Origin of the sequence: Lysinibacillus sp. GJ-1 (genome assembly GCF_021166035.1) — a bacterium.
GTDB lineage: Bacteria > Bacillota > Bacilli > Bacillales_A > Planococcaceae > Lysinibacillus > Lysinibacillus sphaericus.
The window spans coordinates 3,667,870-3,683,114 of record NZ_CP088912.1 but is presented as its reverse complement, the minus strand read 5'-3'; the positions used below and the strand labels follow the sequence as shown (position 1 = coordinate 3,683,114).

The 15,245-nt window shown below is 43.8% G+C and carries 7 protein-coding genes, 18 tRNA genes and 3 rRNA genes; 23 read left to right on the top strand and 5 right to left on the bottom strand.

Going from position 1 to position 15,245, the window contains the following annotated elements:
• Window positions 1-89 precede the first annotated feature (89 nt).
• Both LO754_RS18285 and LO754_RS18280 read right to left on the bottom strand, forming a co-directional pair.
• Complete coding sequence (locus tag LO754_RS18285) at window positions 90-1,073, bottom strand: cation diffusion facilitator family transporter (protein ID WP_231784963.1); 984 nt, start codon at window positions 1,071-1,073, stop codon at window positions 90-92.
• Between the two features lie 12 nt (window positions 1,074-1,085).
• A complete protein-coding gene (locus LO754_RS18280) occupies window positions 1,086-1,808 on the bottom strand; it encodes an MgtC/SapB family protein (protein ID WP_024364890.1) in 723 nt (240 codons plus the stop codon).
• A 131-nt stretch (window positions 1,809-1,939) separates the two neighbouring features.
• Here LO754_RS18280 and LO754_RS18275 point away from each other — a divergent pair, with 131 nt between their 5' ends.
• From LO754_RS18275 to LO754_RS18170, 22 genes are all read left to right on the top strand, one after another.
• Window positions 1,940-2,839 (top strand): DMT family transporter, encoded by a 900-nt coding sequence (locus LO754_RS18275; protein WP_231784962.1) that lies wholly within the window; start codon window positions 1,940-1,942, stop codon window positions 2,837-2,839.
• Between the two features lie 269 nt (window positions 2,840-3,108).
• A 16S ribosomal RNA gene (locus LO754_RS18270) occupies window positions 3,109-4,648 on the top strand.
• Between the two features lie 365 nt (window positions 4,649-5,013).
• Window positions 5,014-7,937, top strand: a 23S ribosomal RNA gene (locus LO754_RS18265).
• 301 nt (window positions 7,938-8,238) lie between these two features.
• Window positions 8,239-8,353 (top strand): 5S ribosomal RNA (rrf, locus tag LO754_RS18260).
• Together the 16S, 23S and 5S rRNA genes with 18 tRNA genes alongside form the textbook arrangement of a ribosomal RNA operon.
• A gap of 10 nt (window positions 8,354-8,363) precedes the next feature.
• Window positions 8,364-8,439: transfer RNA gene (locus tag LO754_RS18255), tRNA-Val, on the top strand.
• Between the two features lie 3 nt (window positions 8,440-8,442).
• A tRNA-Thr gene (locus tag LO754_RS18250) sits at window positions 8,443-8,518 on the top strand.
• 6 nt (window positions 8,519-8,524) lie between these two features.
• Window positions 8,525-8,600, top strand: a tRNA-Lys gene (locus LO754_RS18245).
• 23 nt (window positions 8,601-8,623) lie between these two features.
• Window positions 8,624-8,708 (top strand) — tRNA-Leu (locus LO754_RS18240).
• 48 nt (window positions 8,709-8,756) lie between these two features.
• Window positions 8,757-8,831, top strand: a tRNA-Gly gene (locus tag LO754_RS18235).
• A gap of 102 nt (window positions 8,832-8,933) precedes the next feature.
• A tRNA-Arg gene (locus LO754_RS18230) sits at window positions 8,934-9,010 on the top strand.
• A gap of 9 nt (window positions 9,011-9,019) precedes the next feature.
• Window positions 9,020-9,096, top strand: a tRNA-Pro gene (locus LO754_RS18225).
• 120 nt (window positions 9,097-9,216) lie between these two features.
• Window positions 9,217-9,289, top strand: a tRNA-Met gene (locus tag LO754_RS18220).
• Window positions 9,290-9,296: 7 nt separating this feature from the next.
• A tRNA-Ile gene (locus tag LO754_RS18215) sits at window positions 9,297-9,373 on the top strand.
• A gap of 15 nt (window positions 9,374-9,388) precedes the next feature.
• Window positions 9,389-9,481, top strand: a tRNA-Ser gene (locus tag LO754_RS18210).
• Between the two features lie 54 nt (window positions 9,482-9,535).
• Window positions 9,536-9,610 (top strand) — tRNA-Met (locus tag LO754_RS18205).
• A 3-nt stretch (window positions 9,611-9,613) separates the two neighbouring features.
• Window positions 9,614-9,689, top strand: a tRNA-Asp gene (locus LO754_RS18200).
• Window positions 9,690-9,717: 28 nt separating this feature from the next.
• A tRNA-Phe gene (locus LO754_RS18195) sits at window positions 9,718-9,790 on the top strand.
• Window positions 9,791-9,798: 8 nt separating this feature from the next.
• Window positions 9,799-9,872 (top strand) — tRNA-Gly (locus tag LO754_RS18190).
• Window positions 9,873-9,875: 3 nt separating this feature from the next.
• Window positions 9,876-9,948 (top strand) — tRNA-Ile (locus tag LO754_RS18185).
• A 4-nt stretch (window positions 9,949-9,952) separates the two neighbouring features.
• Window positions 9,953-10,029: transfer RNA gene (locus tag LO754_RS18180), tRNA-Asn, on the top strand.
• 13 nt (window positions 10,030-10,042) lie between these two features.
• Window positions 10,043-10,133: transfer RNA gene (locus LO754_RS18175), tRNA-Ser, on the top strand.
• Between the two features lie 2 nt (window positions 10,134-10,135).
• A tRNA-Glu gene (locus tag LO754_RS18170) sits at window positions 10,136-10,207 on the top strand.
• A gap of 99 nt (window positions 10,208-10,306) precedes the next feature.
• Here the strand turns inward: LO754_RS18170 and nadA are convergent.
• Genes nadA through nadB form a run of 3 tightly spaced genes read right to left on the bottom strand, consistent with a single transcriptional unit; the run spans window position 10,307 to window position 13,800 of the window.
• Entirely contained in the window at window positions 10,307-11,410 is a 1,104-nt protein-coding gene (gene nadA, locus LO754_RS18165) for a quinolinate synthase NadA (RefSeq protein ID WP_231784961.1), read from the bottom strand.
• Entirely contained in the window at window positions 11,397-12,257 is an 861-nt protein-coding gene (gene nadC / locus LO754_RS18160) for a carboxylating nicotinate-nucleotide diphosphorylase (RefSeq protein ID WP_231784960.1), read from the bottom strand. The genes nadA and nadC overlap by 14 nt, the downstream gene beginning before the upstream one ends.
• On the bottom strand, window positions 12,214-13,800 hold the full coding sequence (gene nadB, locus LO754_RS18155; protein ID WP_231784959.1) for an L-aspartate oxidase: 1,587 nt from the start codon (window positions 13,798-13,800) through the stop codon (window positions 12,214-12,216). The genes nadC and nadB overlap by 44 nt, the downstream gene beginning before the upstream one ends.
• A gap of 99 nt (window positions 13,801-13,899) precedes the next feature.
• Here nadB and LO754_RS18150 point away from each other — a divergent pair, with 99 nt between their 5' ends.
• On the top strand, window positions 13,900-14,985 hold the full coding sequence (locus LO754_RS18150) for a cysteine desulfurase family protein (protein ID WP_231786354.1): 1,086 nt from the start codon (window positions 13,900-13,902) through the stop codon (window positions 14,983-14,985).
• Window positions 14,986-15,245: the final 260 nt, after the last annotated feature.

Genomic DNA, 15,245 nt, shown 5'->3' with positions numbered 1-15,245 from the left:
AAGGTTAAATGCTTTTGTCAATGATAGAACTTTGTACGTATTCTTATACTAAATAGCCAACTGCCTAACGTTGGCAATTGGCTATTTGTTTATTGTTCTTTTGTAGGTCGTTCTCCAACATGTTGCCAATTTAATCTACCATCATCCTCATCAAATAAAATGGCTACTTTTGATACGCCTTTTTGACTTAGAAGTACTTCTGTTAAATGGTCACGTACATCATCTAAATAAGCAAGGGATAAATTTGGGTCTGCTTCTGCCACAAGCTCTACATGTAGAAATTCTCCTTCTTTAACCACTTCTAAACGAACGATATCTTTAATATTTGGGTTATCCATTACAAGGTGAGCAATATGATTCAGCATTTCCTCATCCGTTTCACCGATAACACCACGTGCGTTATCTAGGAATACCTTGCCAACTACATAAAACATCATACAGCCAATAATAATTGACACAAGTCCTTCAATTCTCGCCCAACCAGTAAAATGTGCAATTAAGATGGCGGCAAAGGCTAAAACGTTACCACCAGTAGCTACTAAATCTTCCATAAAAACTAATTTAGTGGCAGGTTTTGCACGTTTTAAATACGTAAATGCTTTTGCAATAGAAGCTAGACCAGCCTTTTCTTGTCCAGCCTCATGTAGCACCTCGACTGCTGCTTTTGCAAGAACCGTACCTTCTAATACAATCCCAATAAACAACACACCAAGTGCAATAAACATTCCTTTCGATTCACCTGAAGGATGCATAAAATGATGCCAGCCTTCCTTAATCGTCTCATAAGATAGGATGGCTACAATAATTACGGCGAATAAGCATACAAGATTAACAATTCGACCAAAGCCTCCTGGGAATTGCTTTGTAGGTGCTTTTTTCGAAAGGGCGGAGCCGATATAGACGAAAAATTGGTTTGCAGCATCACCAAGGGAATGCATCATTTCGGCAAACATAGCCACATTGCCTGTGAAGAAAAAAGCAATCCCTTTAATGATTCCTAAAAAGGTGTTTACAAATGCAGCCATAAGGGAGGGTTTATTACCGTCTTTTAATAGTTTTAATATTTCTGTCATAGAGTCCTCCAACTAGTTTAAAATTTCCATTTCTATTTTTTCAATATAAGGTAAGGTACGTAATGAACGATAAAACGACAGTAAGTTATCTGAGACAATTAACGATAAACGGAAATCTAATTCGTGTAATACTTGATTATTCGCCATTGGTATATCTTTAATACGAATATTTTCAATTACAATGTTGTTTTCCTTTAAAAAAAGAAGAAATGATTCTGTATGGTCATCATTATCAATCTGAACCTTTAATGATACTTCTCGCATCCGAATTCGTTTTGGTCCAATTTTCATAAGAAAAGGAGATAACACTTCGATGCCAAAAACAATGATAATAACAGCTAGTGTTGCATCCATATAAAAGCCTGCGCCAACAGCAATCCCAATGCCAGCAGCTCCCCAGATCATAGCTGCAGTCGTTAAACCAGAAATGCTATCATTACCGCGTCTTAAAATGACACCTGCCCCAAGAAATCCGATGCCACTAACTACTTGTGCTGCTAAACGAAGGGGATCCATTGTAATGTTTATATCTCCCCTTGGAGGTGTTGAGTATGCAGTCTCGATAGAAATAATAGTTAGTAAGCAACTAAATGTAGCAATCACTAAACTTGTTTTTAATCCAACAGGTTTCTTTTTTAATTCCCTTTCAATACCGATTACTAAACTTAATGTGGCTGCAATCACTAATTTTATTCCAACTTCATATGTAATCATATTCTCCAATAATGTTTCCAAACGCAACCCTCCATTGTTATTTCGTATTGCTAAGAGATATGCAAGCTGTCATTATTATATGTACATTACTTTTTTGTATTGTACATCACGCAAGTAATGAAGTATAAGTTTTTTTTATGGAGGCGGATTCAATGAGTGAACCGAAGATTCATCCATATATTCCAATTTTCATAGGTGTTATATCAGTATCTTTATCTGCTATTTTTGTGAAATTAGCAACTGCGGATGCTGGTGTTATTGCTTTTTATCGTATGTTGTTTTCTGTCATAATTATGGCACCACTATTTTTTTGGAAATATACCAATGAATTAAAACAGCTATCTATTCGTGATTGGTGTTTTTCTTCTATAGCGGGTGTTTTTTTAGCTTTTCACTTTATTTTGTGGTTTGAGTCACTAAATTACACATCTGTTGCAAGCTCAACTGTGCTTGTGACACTTCAACCACTTTTTGCGTTTGTAGGTACATACTTTTTCTTTAAAGAGGCAATTACTGTGAAAACTATTTTCGCGGGGGCTATTGCCATTGTTGGCAGTGTGTTAATAAGCTGGGGTGATTTTAAACTAAGTGGATCTGCTTTCTATGGGGATATGCTTGCATTAATTGCTTGTGCACTTATTACAATATACTTACTATTTGGGCAAGATGTACGAAAGCGATTATCACTTGTGACTTATACAATGATTGTTTACGCAGTAAGTACGATTACATTGTTTTTCTATGTTTTATTAAAGGGGGAATCATTCGGTCCGTATTCGTCTATGGATTGGATGTGGTTTATTTTATTGGCAATTGTCCCTAATTTATTAGGTCATACTTTATTTAATTGGTCTATTAAATATGTTAGTACGAATGTTGTATCAATTGCTATATTATTTGAACCAATTGGAGCGGCCTTATTAGCTTTTATTATTTTTAAAGAGTATTTAATCGCTACACAAATCATTGGTGGATGCATTGTAATAGCAGGGATTCTACTGTTTGTAGTGGATGATAAAAAGATTTTAAAGTTTTTTAAGAAAAAAGCTTGATTTTTATATTGCTATATTATATATTATTACTTGTCCTTAACAAGAAGGACGACATGAAAAAAGAAATTAAAAAATTGTTGACTTCTTGTTGAATACAAGTTATGATAATAAAGTCGCTGAAAACAAGCGAAAATAAATGAACCTTGAAAACTGAACAAGCAAAACGTAATCAATATAGTTTTTACTAGCTAACTTCGTTAGTGAACGAAACAAAAAATTTGGACATCAAAATTGATGCCAGCAAAACAATTTGAGCTAATCAAATTTCTTTTATGGAGAGTTTGATCCTGGCTCAGGACGAACGCTGGCGGCGTGCCTAATACATGCAAGTCGAGCGAACAGAGAAGGAGCTTGCTCCTTTGACGTTAGCGGCGGACGGGTGAGTAACACGTGGGCAACCTACCCTATAGTTTGGGATAACTCCGGGAAACCGGGGCTAATACCGAATAATCTATTGTCCCTCATGGGACAATACTGAAAGACGGCATCTCGCTGTCGCTATAGGATGCCGCGGCGCATTAGCTAGTTGGTGAGGTAACGGCTCACCAAGGCAACGATGCGTAGCCGACCTGAGAGGGTGATCACACTGGGACTGAGACACTACCAGACTCCTACGGGAGGCAGCAGTAGGGAATCTTCCACAATGGGCGAAAGCCTGATGGAGCAACGCCGCGTGAGTGAAGAAGGATTTCGGTTCGTAAAACTCTGTTGTAAGGGAAGAACAAGTACAGTAGTAACTGGCTGTACCTTGACGGTACCTTATTAGAAAGCCACGGCTAACTACGTGCCAGCAGCCGCGGTAATACGTAGGTGGCAAGCGTTGTCCGGAATTATTGGGCGTAAAGCGCGCGCAGGTGGTTTCTTAAGTCTGATGTGAAAGCCCACGGCTCAACCGTGGAGGGTCATTGGAAACTGGGAGACTTGAGTGCAGAAGAGGATAGTGGAATTCCAAGTGTAGCGGTGAAATGCGTAGAGATTTGGAGGAACACCAGTGGCGAAGGCGACTATCTGGTCTGTAACTGACACTGAGGCGCGAAAGCGTGGGGAGCAAACAGGATTAGATACCCTGGTAGTCCACGCCGTAAACGATGAGTGCTAAGTGTTAGGGGGTTTCCGCCCCTTAGTGCTGCAGCTAACGCATTAAGCACTCCGCCTGGGGAGTACGGTCGCAAGACTGAAACTCAAAGGAATTGACGGCCGCACAAGCGGTGGAGCATGTGGTTTAATTCGAAGCAACGCGAAGAACCTTACCAGGTCTTGACATCCCGTTGACCACTGTAGAGATATGGTTTTCCCTTCGGGGACAACGGTGACAGGTGGTGCATGGTTGTCGTCAGCTCGTGTCGTGAGATGTTGGGTTAAGTCCCGCAACGAGCGCAACCCTTGATCTTAGTTGCCATCATTTAGTTGGGCACTCTAAGGTGACTGCCGGTGACAAACCGGAGGAAGGTGGGGATGACGTCAAATCATCATGCCCCTTATGACCTGGGCTACACACGTGCTACAATGGACGATACAAACGGTTGCCAACTCGCGAGAGGGAGCTAATCCGATAAAGTCGTTCTCAGTTCGGATTGTAGGCTGCAACTCGCCTACATGAAGCCGGAATCGCTAGTAATCGCGGATCAGCATGCCGCGGTGAATACGTTCCCGGCCTTGTACACACCGCCCGTCACACCACGAGAGTTTGTAACACCCGAAGTCGGTGAGGTAACCTTTTGGAGCCAGCCGCCGAAGGTGGGATAGATGATTGGGGTGAAGTCGTAACAAGGTAGCCGTATCGGAAGGTGCGGCTGGATCACCTCCTTTCTAAGGATATTTTCGGAATACAAACCTTGGGTTTGTAAGATTACGTTTTGCGTTCAGTTTTGAAGGTTCATCATTACGATGAAACACTTCAAAACTGTGCTCCTGTCGCTACGCTTTCGTCGCAAATTTGCGAAGAAGTAGAAGCAGGTAGTGAATTTGTTCTTTGAAAACTGGATAAAACGACATTGAAATTGTAACAAACACATTTATTTTTTAAGTTTTTTATAGGCTTAATAACTAAATAGGGTTTCAAGACACAAGCAGTTCTAGGAAGCGAACGAGTGAATAAAGGAGCGTACTTACGTACGTGACTGATTGAACGAGAGAAGCTGACAACGAAATGCGCAGTGGATTGGAAGCCGATAGGTTAAGTTATTAAGGGCGCACGGCGAATGCCTTGGCACTAGGAGCCGAAGAAGGACGGCACTAACACCGATATGCTTCGGGGAGCTGTAAGTGAGCTTTGATCCGGAGATTTCCGAATGGGGGAACCCACTACGTTTAATCGCGTAGTATCTTGACGTGAATACATAGCGTCTTGAAGGCAGACCCAGGGAACTGAAACATCTAAGTACCTGGAGGAAGAGAAAGAAAAATCGATTCCCTGAGTAGCGGCGAGCGAAACGGGAAGAGCCCAAACCAAGAGGCTTGCCTCTTGGGGTTGTAGGACACTCTATACGGAGTTACAAAGGAATGAGTTAGATGAAGCGACTTGGAAAGGTCCGCCAGAGCAGGTAAAAGCCCTGTAGTCGAAAGTTCGTTCCCTCCAGAGTGGATCCTGAGTACGGCGGAACACGTGAAATTCCGTCGGAATCCGGGAGGACCATCTCCCAAGGCTAAATACTACCTAGTGACCGATAGTGAACCAGTACCGTGAGGGAAAGGTGAAAAGCACCCCGGAAGGGGAGTGAAAGAGATCCTGAAACCGTGTGCCTACAAGTAGTTAGAGCCCGTTAATGGGTGATAGCGTGCCTTTTGTAGAATGAACCGGCGAGTTACGATTACGTGCGAGGTTAAGCTTTAGAAGGCGGAGCCGCAGCGAAAGCGAGTCTGAATAGGGCGAATTAGTACGTGGTCGTAGACCCGAAACCAGGTGATCTACCCATGTCCAGGGTGAAGGTGAGGTAACACTTACTGGAGGCCCGAACCCACGCACGTTGAAAAGTGCGGGGATGAGGTGTGGGTAGCGGAGAAATTCCAATCGAACTTGGAGATAGCTGGTTCTCTCCGAAATAGCTTTAGGGCTAGCCTCGTGATGAGAATACTGGAGGTAGAGCACTGTTTGGACTAGGGGGCCATCCCGGTTTACCGAATTCAGACAAACTCCGAATGCCAGATATTTATACACGGGAGTCAGACTGCGAGTGATAAGATCCGTAGTCAAAAGGGAAACAGCCCAGACCACCAGCTAAGGTCCCAAAGTAATCGTTAAGTGGAAAAGGATGTGGCGTTGCACAGACAACCAGGATGTTGGCTTAGAAGCAGCCATCATTTAAAGAGTGCGTAATAGCTCACTGGTCGAGTGACGCTGCGCCGAAAATGTATCGGGGCTAAACGATTCACCGAAGCTGTGGATTGACATCTACGATGTCAGTGGTAGGAGAGCGTTCTAAGTGCGTTGAAGTCAGACCGGAAGGACTGGTGGAGCGCTTAGAAGTGAGAATGCCGGTATGAGTAGCGAAAGACGGGTGAGAATCCCGTCCACCGTATGACTAAGGTTTCCTGAGGAAGGCTCGTCCGCTCAGGGTTAGTCGGGACCTAAGCCGACCGATAGGCGTAGGCGATGGACAACAGGTTGATATTCCTGTACCACCTCCTCACCGTTTGAGAAATGGGGGACGCAGTAGGATAGGGTAAGCGCGCCGTTGGTTGTGCGCGTCCAAGCAGTAAGGCGTGTGTGTAGGCAAATCCGCACACTGTAACGTTGAGCTGTGATGGCGAGTCCGTATGGACGAAGTTCCTGATTTCACACTGCCAAGAAAAGCCTCTATCGAGGTGAGAGGTGCCCGTACCGCAAACCGACACAGGTAGTCGAGGAGAGAATCCTAAGGTGTGCGAGAGAACTCTCGTTAAGGAACTCGGCAAAATGACCCCGTAACTTCGGGAGAAGGGGTGCTCTTGAGCGTGCAAGCGCATGAGAGCCGCAGTGAATAGGCCCAGGCGACTGTTTAGCAAAAACACAGGTCTCTGCAAAACCGTAAGGTGACGTATAGGGGCTGACGCCTGCCCGGTGCTGGAAGGTTAAGAGGAGTGGTTAGCGCAAGCGAAGCTGCGAATTGAAGCCCCAGTAAACGGCGGCCGTAACTATAACGGTCCTAAGGTAGCGAAATTCCTTGTCGGGTAAGTTCCGACCCGCACGAAAGGCGTAACGATCTGGGCACTGTCTCAACGAGAGACTCGGTGAAATTATAGTACCTGTGAAGATGCAGGTTACCCGCGACAGGACGGAAAGACCCCGTGGAGCTTTACTGTAGCCTGATATTGAATTTTGGTACAACTTGTACAGGATAGGTAGGAGCCAGAGATCTCGGAGCGCCAGCTTCGAAGGAGGCGTCGGTGGGATACTACCCTGGTTGTATTGAAATTCTAACCCATGCCCCTTAGCGGGGCAGGAGACAGTGTCAGGCGGACAGTTTGACTGGGGCGGTCGCCTCCTAAAAGGTAACGGAGGCGCCCAAAGGTTCCCTCAGAATGGTTGGAAATCATTCGTAGAGTGTAAAGGCACAAGGGAGCTTGACTGCGAGACCTACAAGTCGAGCAGGGTCGAAAGACGGGCTTAGTGATCCGGTGGTTCCGCATGGAAGGGCCATCGCTCAACGGATAAAAGCTACCCCGGGGATAACAGGCTTATCTCCCCCAAGAGTCCACATCGACGGGGAGGTTTGGCACCTCGATGTCGGCTCATCGCATCCTGGGGCTGTAGTCGGTCCCAAGGGTTGGGCTGTTCGCCCATTAAAGCGGTACGCGAGCTGGGTTCAGAACGTCGTGAGACAGTTCGGTCCCTATCCGTCGTGGGCGTAGGAAATTTGAGAGGAGCTGTCCTTAGTACGAGAGGACCGGGATGGACACACCGCTGGTGTACCAGTTGTCTTGCCAAAGGCATCGCTGGGTAGCTATGTGTGGACGGGATAAGTGCTGAAAGCATCTAAGCATGAAGCCCCCTCAAGATGAGATTTCCCATTACGCAAGTAAGTAAGATTCCTCAAAGACGATGAGGTAGATAGGTTCGAGGTGGAAGTGTGGTGACACATGGAGCTGACGAATACTAATCGATCGAGGACTTAACCAAAAGTTTGAAACATTCAATGCACCGTTTATCCAGTTTTGAAAGAACAATCTTTCATAAAAGGGTTTCAAGATACGAGTAGTTCGCGGAAGCGATTGAGAGAAGGAAGGAGCGTACGTCTGTACGTGACTGAACGAATGAAGCTGACAAAGAAATACGATGTATATTGAAAGCCGTGAGAGCTTCAAGACACAAGTAGAACAAGGAAGCAAACGAGTGATTGAAGGAGCGTACCTTTGTACGTGACTGATTGAACGAGAGAAGCTGACGCAGTAATACGCCGTGTAATGGAGGTCGAATATAGTCTAGTGATGATGGCAAAGAGGTCACACCCGTTCCCATACCGAACACGGAAGTTAAGCTCTTTAGCGCCGATGGTAGTTGGGGGCTTCCCCTGTGAGAGTAGGACGTCGCTAGGCATAATACCCAGGAGGATTAGCTCAGCTGGGAGAGCATCTGCCTTACAAGCAGAGGGTCGGCGGTTCGAGCCCGTCATCCTCCACCATATGCCGGTTTAGCTCAGCAGGTAGAGCAACTGACTTGTAATCAGTAGGTCGTGGGTTCGATTCCTATAGCCGGCACCATTTTTTGAGCCATTAGCTCAGTTGGTAGAGCATCTGACTTTTAATCAGAGGGTCGAAGGTTCGAGTCCTTCATGGCTCACCATTTTTAATTGCCAACAATAAAATGCGGGTGTGGCGGAATTGGCAGACGCACTAGACTTAGGATCTAGCGCCGCGAGGCGTGGGGGTTCGACTCCCTTCACCCGCACCATTTTATTTGAATTTATATAATTGCCAGGATAAATAATCTTATGCACATGCGGAAGTAGTTCAGTGGTAGAACACCACCTTGCCAAGGTGGGGGTCGCGAGTTCGAACCTCGTCTTCCGCTCCAAATGTGCCGGGGTGGCGGAACTGGCAGACGCACAGGACTTAAAATCCTGCGGTAGGTGACTACCGTGCCGGTTCGATTCCCCTCGGCACCATTTTTTATCAAGCGCCCGTAGCTCAATTGGATAGAGCGTCTGACTACGGATCAGAAGGTTGTGGGTTCGACTCCTGCCGGGCGCGCCAATAAATGAACGGGAAGTAGCTCAGCTTGGTAGAGCACTTGGTTTGGGACCAAGGGGTCGCAGGTTCGAATCCTGTCTTCCCGACCATTTCCAAAAATCTGTAATTTATGGTTAGCTCAGCTGGGAGAGCGCCTGCCTTGCACGCAGGAGGTCAGCGGTTCGATCCCGCTAGGCTCCACCATAATTTATAACCAGTATAAAGATCCTGGCGGCGTAGCTCAGCTGGCTAGAGCGTACGGTTCATACCCGTAAGGTCGGGGGTTCGATCCCTCTGCCGCCATCTTAAAGGACCTTTAGCTCAGTTGGTTAGAGCAGACGGCTCATAACCGTCCGGTCGCAGGTTCGAGTCCTGCAAGGTCCACCATTTATATAATAGTACGGAGGTATACCCAAGTCTGGCTGAAGGGATCGGTCTTGAAAACCGACAGGCGGGTAACACCGCGCGGGGGTTCGAATCCCTCTACCTCCTCCAGTTTTAATTTTAGTAAATGGTGTACAAAAAACTCGAAGTGAATAAACATATTATCGCGGGGTGGAGCAGTGGTAGCTCGTCGGGCTCATAACCCGAAGGTCGTTGGTTCAAATCCAGCCCCCGCAACCAAGTGGTCCCGTGGTGTAGCGGTTAACATGCCTGCCTGTCACGCAGGAGATCGCCGGTTCGATCCCGGTCGGGACCGCCATTTTAAAATAGGTTCAGTAAAAGTATATGGGTCAGTAGCTCAGTTGGTAGAGCATTAGATTGAAGCTCTAAGTGTCGGCGGTTCGATTCCGTCCTGACCCATCATATACGCGGGTGTAGTTTAATGGTAAAACCTCAGCCTTCCAAGCTGATGTCGTGAGTTCGATTCTCATCACCCGCTCCAATGGGTATAGCTCAGCTGGTTAGAGCGCACGCCTGATAAGCGTGAGGTCGATGGTTCGAGTCCATTTAGGCCACCATTATTCCGAAGTAGCTCAGTTGGTAGTAGCACCTGACTGTTAATCAGGTTGTCGCAGGTTCGAGTCCTGCCTTCGGAGCCATTTTTTTATTTATGGGGAAGTACTCAAGAGGCTGAAGAGGCGCCCCTGCTAAGGGTGTAGGTCGGGTAACCGGCGCGAGGGTTCAAATCCCTCCTTCTCCGCCATTGGCCTCTTGGTCAAGCGGTTAAGACACCGCCCTTTCACGGCGGTAACACGGGTTCGAATCCCGTAGGGGTCATACTAAAACACAGTCGATATGAGCAATCATATCGACTGTGTTTTTTTGTCTAGATCATTTTAAAAATCGTCTACCGATTTAACGGTAGACGATTTTTTGTTAACTACGTGATAGCATTCTTTCAAGAGAGCTACGAGCTTCTTCAGCCGTTGACGCATCCACTTGAATGCGATTATGTGGCTTACCTTGGTCAATACTTTCAAGTGACCAAAGTAGATGTGGAAGGTCGATTCGATTCATTGTAAGACAAGGGCAAAAGTTTTCGTTTAAAGAGATTATATGTTTATCAGGATGTTGTTGAATAATGCGATTTACTAGATTCATTTCTGTTCCGATTGCCCACGCCGAGCCGCTTGGGGCGTTATTAATCGTATCGAGAATATATTTTGTAGAGCCTGCATCATCTGCAGCAGCAACTACTTCGCGGCTACATTCAGGATGAACAATAATGCGCATATTTGGATATGTTTGACGAACCTTAGCAGTATGTTGTACTGTAAAACCTTCATGCACCGAACAGTGTCCTTTCCACAATATGACTTTGATATTTTCTGGAGATTGGTCTGTTTCAAGTGTATTTGTATGAGGGTTCCAAACCGCCATACTTTCTAGTGAAACACCTAAGTCAAAAGCAGTGTTTCTGCCCAAATGCTGATCTGGTAAAAATAAAATACGCTGCTTTTGTGAAAAAGCCCATGTTACCATTTCTTTAGCATTAGAGGAGGTTACGCAAGCTCCACCGTGACGTCCAGTAAATGCTTTAATGGCTGCAGTCGAATTTACATATGTTAACGGCAATATTGTATTACCAAAAAGTTGTTGTAAAATAGGCCAAGCCTGCTCTGTTTGATAAATATCAGCCATATCTGCCATGGAACAACCTGCACGCATATCAGGTAAGTAAACATGTTGTTTTTCAGTCGTGAGCATATCAGCTGTCTCTGCCATAAAATGTACTCCACAAAAAACGATATGTTCTGCTTCTGTATTAGCAGCAGAAATTTGAGCAAGCTGTAAGGAATCTCCTGTGGCATCAGCAAATTGAATCACTTCATCTTTTTGATAATGATGTCCAGGAATAAAAAGCTTCTTACCTAGTTTCTTTTTAATAGCTAAAATTCGAGACTCCATTTCGGTCGTTGATAATGTGCGGTAATGCTCAGGAAGTAATGAAGTTTGTTGTAGTAGACTAGTGATGGACAAGTGTATGCTCTCCTTTCATTTGTACAAGTGCACTTATATCAAAGGCTTTTACTGAATGCGTTAGTGCACCCAGTGAAATCCACTGAATACCTGACTTTGCATAAGCATGTAAATTTTCTAATGTAATGCCACCAGAAGCTTCAGTGGCAATATGTGTTGGAACGTATTGAATCCAAGCTGCTATTTCTTCAGGCGTACAATTATCGAACATAATAATGTCTGCACCTGCGGCAATGGCTTCATCTAACTGGGCTTTTGTTTCAATCTCTACTTCGATTTTTACTGTATGCCCAATTTTTTTACGAGCGGTTTGTACGGCTTCTGTAATACTACCAGCAAAAGCAATATGATTATCCTTAAGCATAATCGCATCGTATAAGCCACTTCGATGATTATAGGCACCACCTATACGTACAGCATATTTATCAAGCATCCTTAAGCCAGGAATCGTTTTGCGTGTATCGCAAATTTTCGCAGAAGTTCCTGCTGTTTCCTGAACAGCTCTATTGGCTGCTGTGGCGATGGCGGACATGCGCTGAATAAGATTTAAAATCACTCGTTCTCCTATCAATAATTTCTGTAGAGGTCCTTTAATAACTGCAAGAATATCACCATATTTCACGGCATCACCGTCATTTTTATGCATTGTGATTTGCATGGAAGAATCGAGTAACCGAAAACCATGTTCGATAATAGGTGTTCCGCAAAAAATACCACTATCTTTTGCATAAAAGGAAAAGGAACCGGTTTGCTCGATTGAAAAGATAAGTTCGCTTGATAAATCCCCATCTCCTATATCTTCATTAAAAAATTGCTTGAGCATTTCCTCGAGTTTGATGATATTCATACATTGAATTCCTCACTTTCATTTGTCCTTGTTGAAAAATAATCCAGCGCTTTGCCCAGTCTGTTTCACTGTTAGGCGTATCGTTGCGAATATGAGCGCCACGAGTTTCTGTTCGTGTAAGAGCTGCATGCCCCATCAGCGAAGCAACAATATGCATCATGTAGAGTTCAAGGTGCTGTGCATTGAAATTCATCACATTCACTTGAAGTAAATCTTGTAATGAAGGCAATTGCTCTACAAAAAGTTGCATATCGATAGGGTTTCGCACGATGCCTAATGTATGCATCATTGTTTGTTGTAATTGTTCTTTCGGTAATAATGGGGGCATCGACTGTTGATAGTTTGCAGCAGCAAGCGTGAAATTCGTTTGGTTGCAACCAGTTTGTATGATATATTGAGCCATCTTTTGGCCGAATGTGATGCCTTCCAGTAATGAATTGCTTGCTAAACGATTTGCACCATGAACGCCCGTACAAGCAACTTCGCCGACAGCATATAGGTTTCCAATCGTAGTTCTTCCCATGTCATCAGCTATAACGCCGCCCATTAAGAAATGACTTCCTGGTGCTACAGGGATTTGGCCATTTTGTAAATCAATACCGTTGTCAATGCAAAGTTTTGTAATCGTAGGGAATTTCTCTTCAAAGTGCTGAATGTTTGTAATATCAATAAATGTTTCTTGCCCAGATGCGCGCTTTGTATATAATGTGTGGGCAGTAACATGACGTGGTGCTAAATCTAGCAGTGGATGTACACCTGTCATAATAGGTTCACGCTGTGCATTAACAAAAATACCTCCAGCGCCTCGAACAGCTTCAGAGACCAATCCTTTAGCCTCGCCATCACACCATAATAAACTTGGATGAAATTGCATAAATTCCATATCACTGATGGCAGCGCCTGCGCGATATGCTAATGCAATACCATCTCCCGTATTCGTTGCATAGTTAGAAGTGCTTGGATAAAGAGCACCTGCACCACCTGTAGCAAGAATGACATGATGGGCAAAGTAACGTTTTAATCCTTCTTCACCCTTTGTCATGACGCCAATACACTCGCCATTGCTGTTTAACATCAATTCAAAAGCCAATTCATTGCAATGAATAGAAATATTTGACGGTAGGTGTTTAAGTAAGTAATCAATCAATATTTGACCAGTCCTATCGCCCCCAGCATGTAAAATACGATGATGACTATGGGCTCCTTCTAAGCCAAGTGCCGGTTCACCGGTTTCTTGCCGATCGATGGGCAATCCCTCTAAGAGAAATTTCCTCATAATGGTAGAACCATCTTTTATAAGTGTTTCAACAAATTTTTTCTCGTGATGGTATTCACCGGCAGCTAATGTATCAGCAATATGCAAATTTGTATGATCTTCAGGACTAGTAACGGCAGCTATGCCTCCTTGTGCACGATAAGAGCTACTCATTTTAACAGAGGATTTCGTAACAATCTGTACTTGAAAATACTGTCCAAGTAGTCGTGCTGCTTGAAGTGATGCAATGCCACTACCAATAATGAGTATGTCTGTCTTTACATCCATAGGTCTACCTTCTTTACAGTTGTCTTGACACATATCTTTACATAAAATAAAAAGGAAAACAAGACTTGATGACTAGAAAGGGAGAATTAGATGATTTACATGGATTATGCAGCAACATCTCCAATGTCGAATAAAGCACTTGAAGCTTATTGTGAAGTGGCAAAACGTTATTATGGAAATAGTGCAAGTTTGCATGATTTAGGAGGACAAGCAAATTACTTTGTAGAACAGGCGAGAGCTATCGTAGCAAGAAAACTCGGCGTTAAAAGTGATGGGATTATTTTTACTGGAAGCGGAACAGAAGGGAATTTACTATCGATTTTATCACTGGCTTTAGCTTCAAAAAAAGGCAAGCATATAATTTCATCGCAAGCTGAGCATACGTCTGTCCATGCAGCATTGAATACACTTGAGAAAATGGGTTATTCCGTTACAAAATTACCTTTACAACTGGATGGGTGTATTCAAGTCAATCAGGTACGAGAGGCTATAAAAGAGGATACAGCATTAATAACAATTCAACATGTAAATTCTGAAATAGGCTCTATCCAACCAGTGGAAGAAATTGCTTTAATAGCAAACAGTCAAAATATATTTTTTCATGTAGATTGTGTACAGTCCTTTTGTAAGCTACCAACTACTTCTTTTTGTGCAAATGTAGATGCAATTACCATTTCTGCCCATAAAATAGGAGGACCAAAAGGATGTGGGGCAATATTTGTAAATCCTCAAATTCGAGTGCCGTCTTTAACACCCGGCGTAACACATGAACGTGGTTTACGTGGTGGAACATTAGATACACCTGCCATTGTGGCTTTTGCGTCAGCCATTGAAAACTATCATTTTGAGCGTCAACATTATGAATTGTTGCGTCAATATCTACAAAGCCATTTACCACCAACTTGTCGATTAATTAAGTGTGTGAGGCAACTACCTAATATATGTGGTTTGATGATGGACAAAGTGGAAGGGCAATACGTGTTACTCAAATTAAACGAAGCCGGTATTTGTATTTCAACTGGTAGTGCTTGTGATATACACAGTGAATCTGGCACAAAAGCAATTATATCAATGGGTTATACAATGGAGGAAGCACGACAGTTTTTTAGAATATCATTTGGACCAACAACAACATTTGAAGAAATTGATCAATTAACCTTTGCATTGTCTAACATTCTAAAATAAATTAGGTATTGAAAAAAGCCTTTAATTTTTCTGATAAATCACTTCCTGTAAAAATTAAAGGCTTCTTTGTTCTAATAAATTGCTTCTTGACGTAAGCATGGGCTTTAAGTGATAACTGCAAAAGCCATCTATAATTTTATTGTTGCAAAGGCGTAAAAGCTACCTCTTCCATAGCGATGCAAACGAGCACACCATTAAAGAAACAGTAGTAGCGTTCGTTAAAAATATACATCTCTTTGTCGACAATTTAACTATTTTAT

Excerpts from the sequence above, each read along its gene's own strand:
- LO754_RS18285 (WP_231784963.1), bottom strand. The coding sequence starts at position 1,073 with ATGACAGAAATATTAAAACTATTAAAAGACGGTAATAAACCCTCCCTT.
- LO754_RS18275 (WP_231784962.1), top strand. The coding sequence starts at position 1,940 with ATGAGTGAACCGAAGATTCATCCATATATTCCAATTTTCATAGGTGTT.
- nadC (WP_231784960.1), bottom strand. The coding sequence starts at position 12,257 with ATGAATATCATCAAACTCGAGGAAATGCTCAAGCAATTTTTTAATGAA.
- nadB (WP_231784959.1), bottom strand. The coding sequence starts at position 13,800 with ATGGATGTAAAGACAGACATACTCATTATTGGTAGTGGCATTGCATCA.
- LO754_RS18150 (WP_231786354.1), top strand. The coding sequence starts at position 13,900 with ATGGATTATGCAGCAACATCTCCAATGTCGAATAAAGCACTTGAAGCT.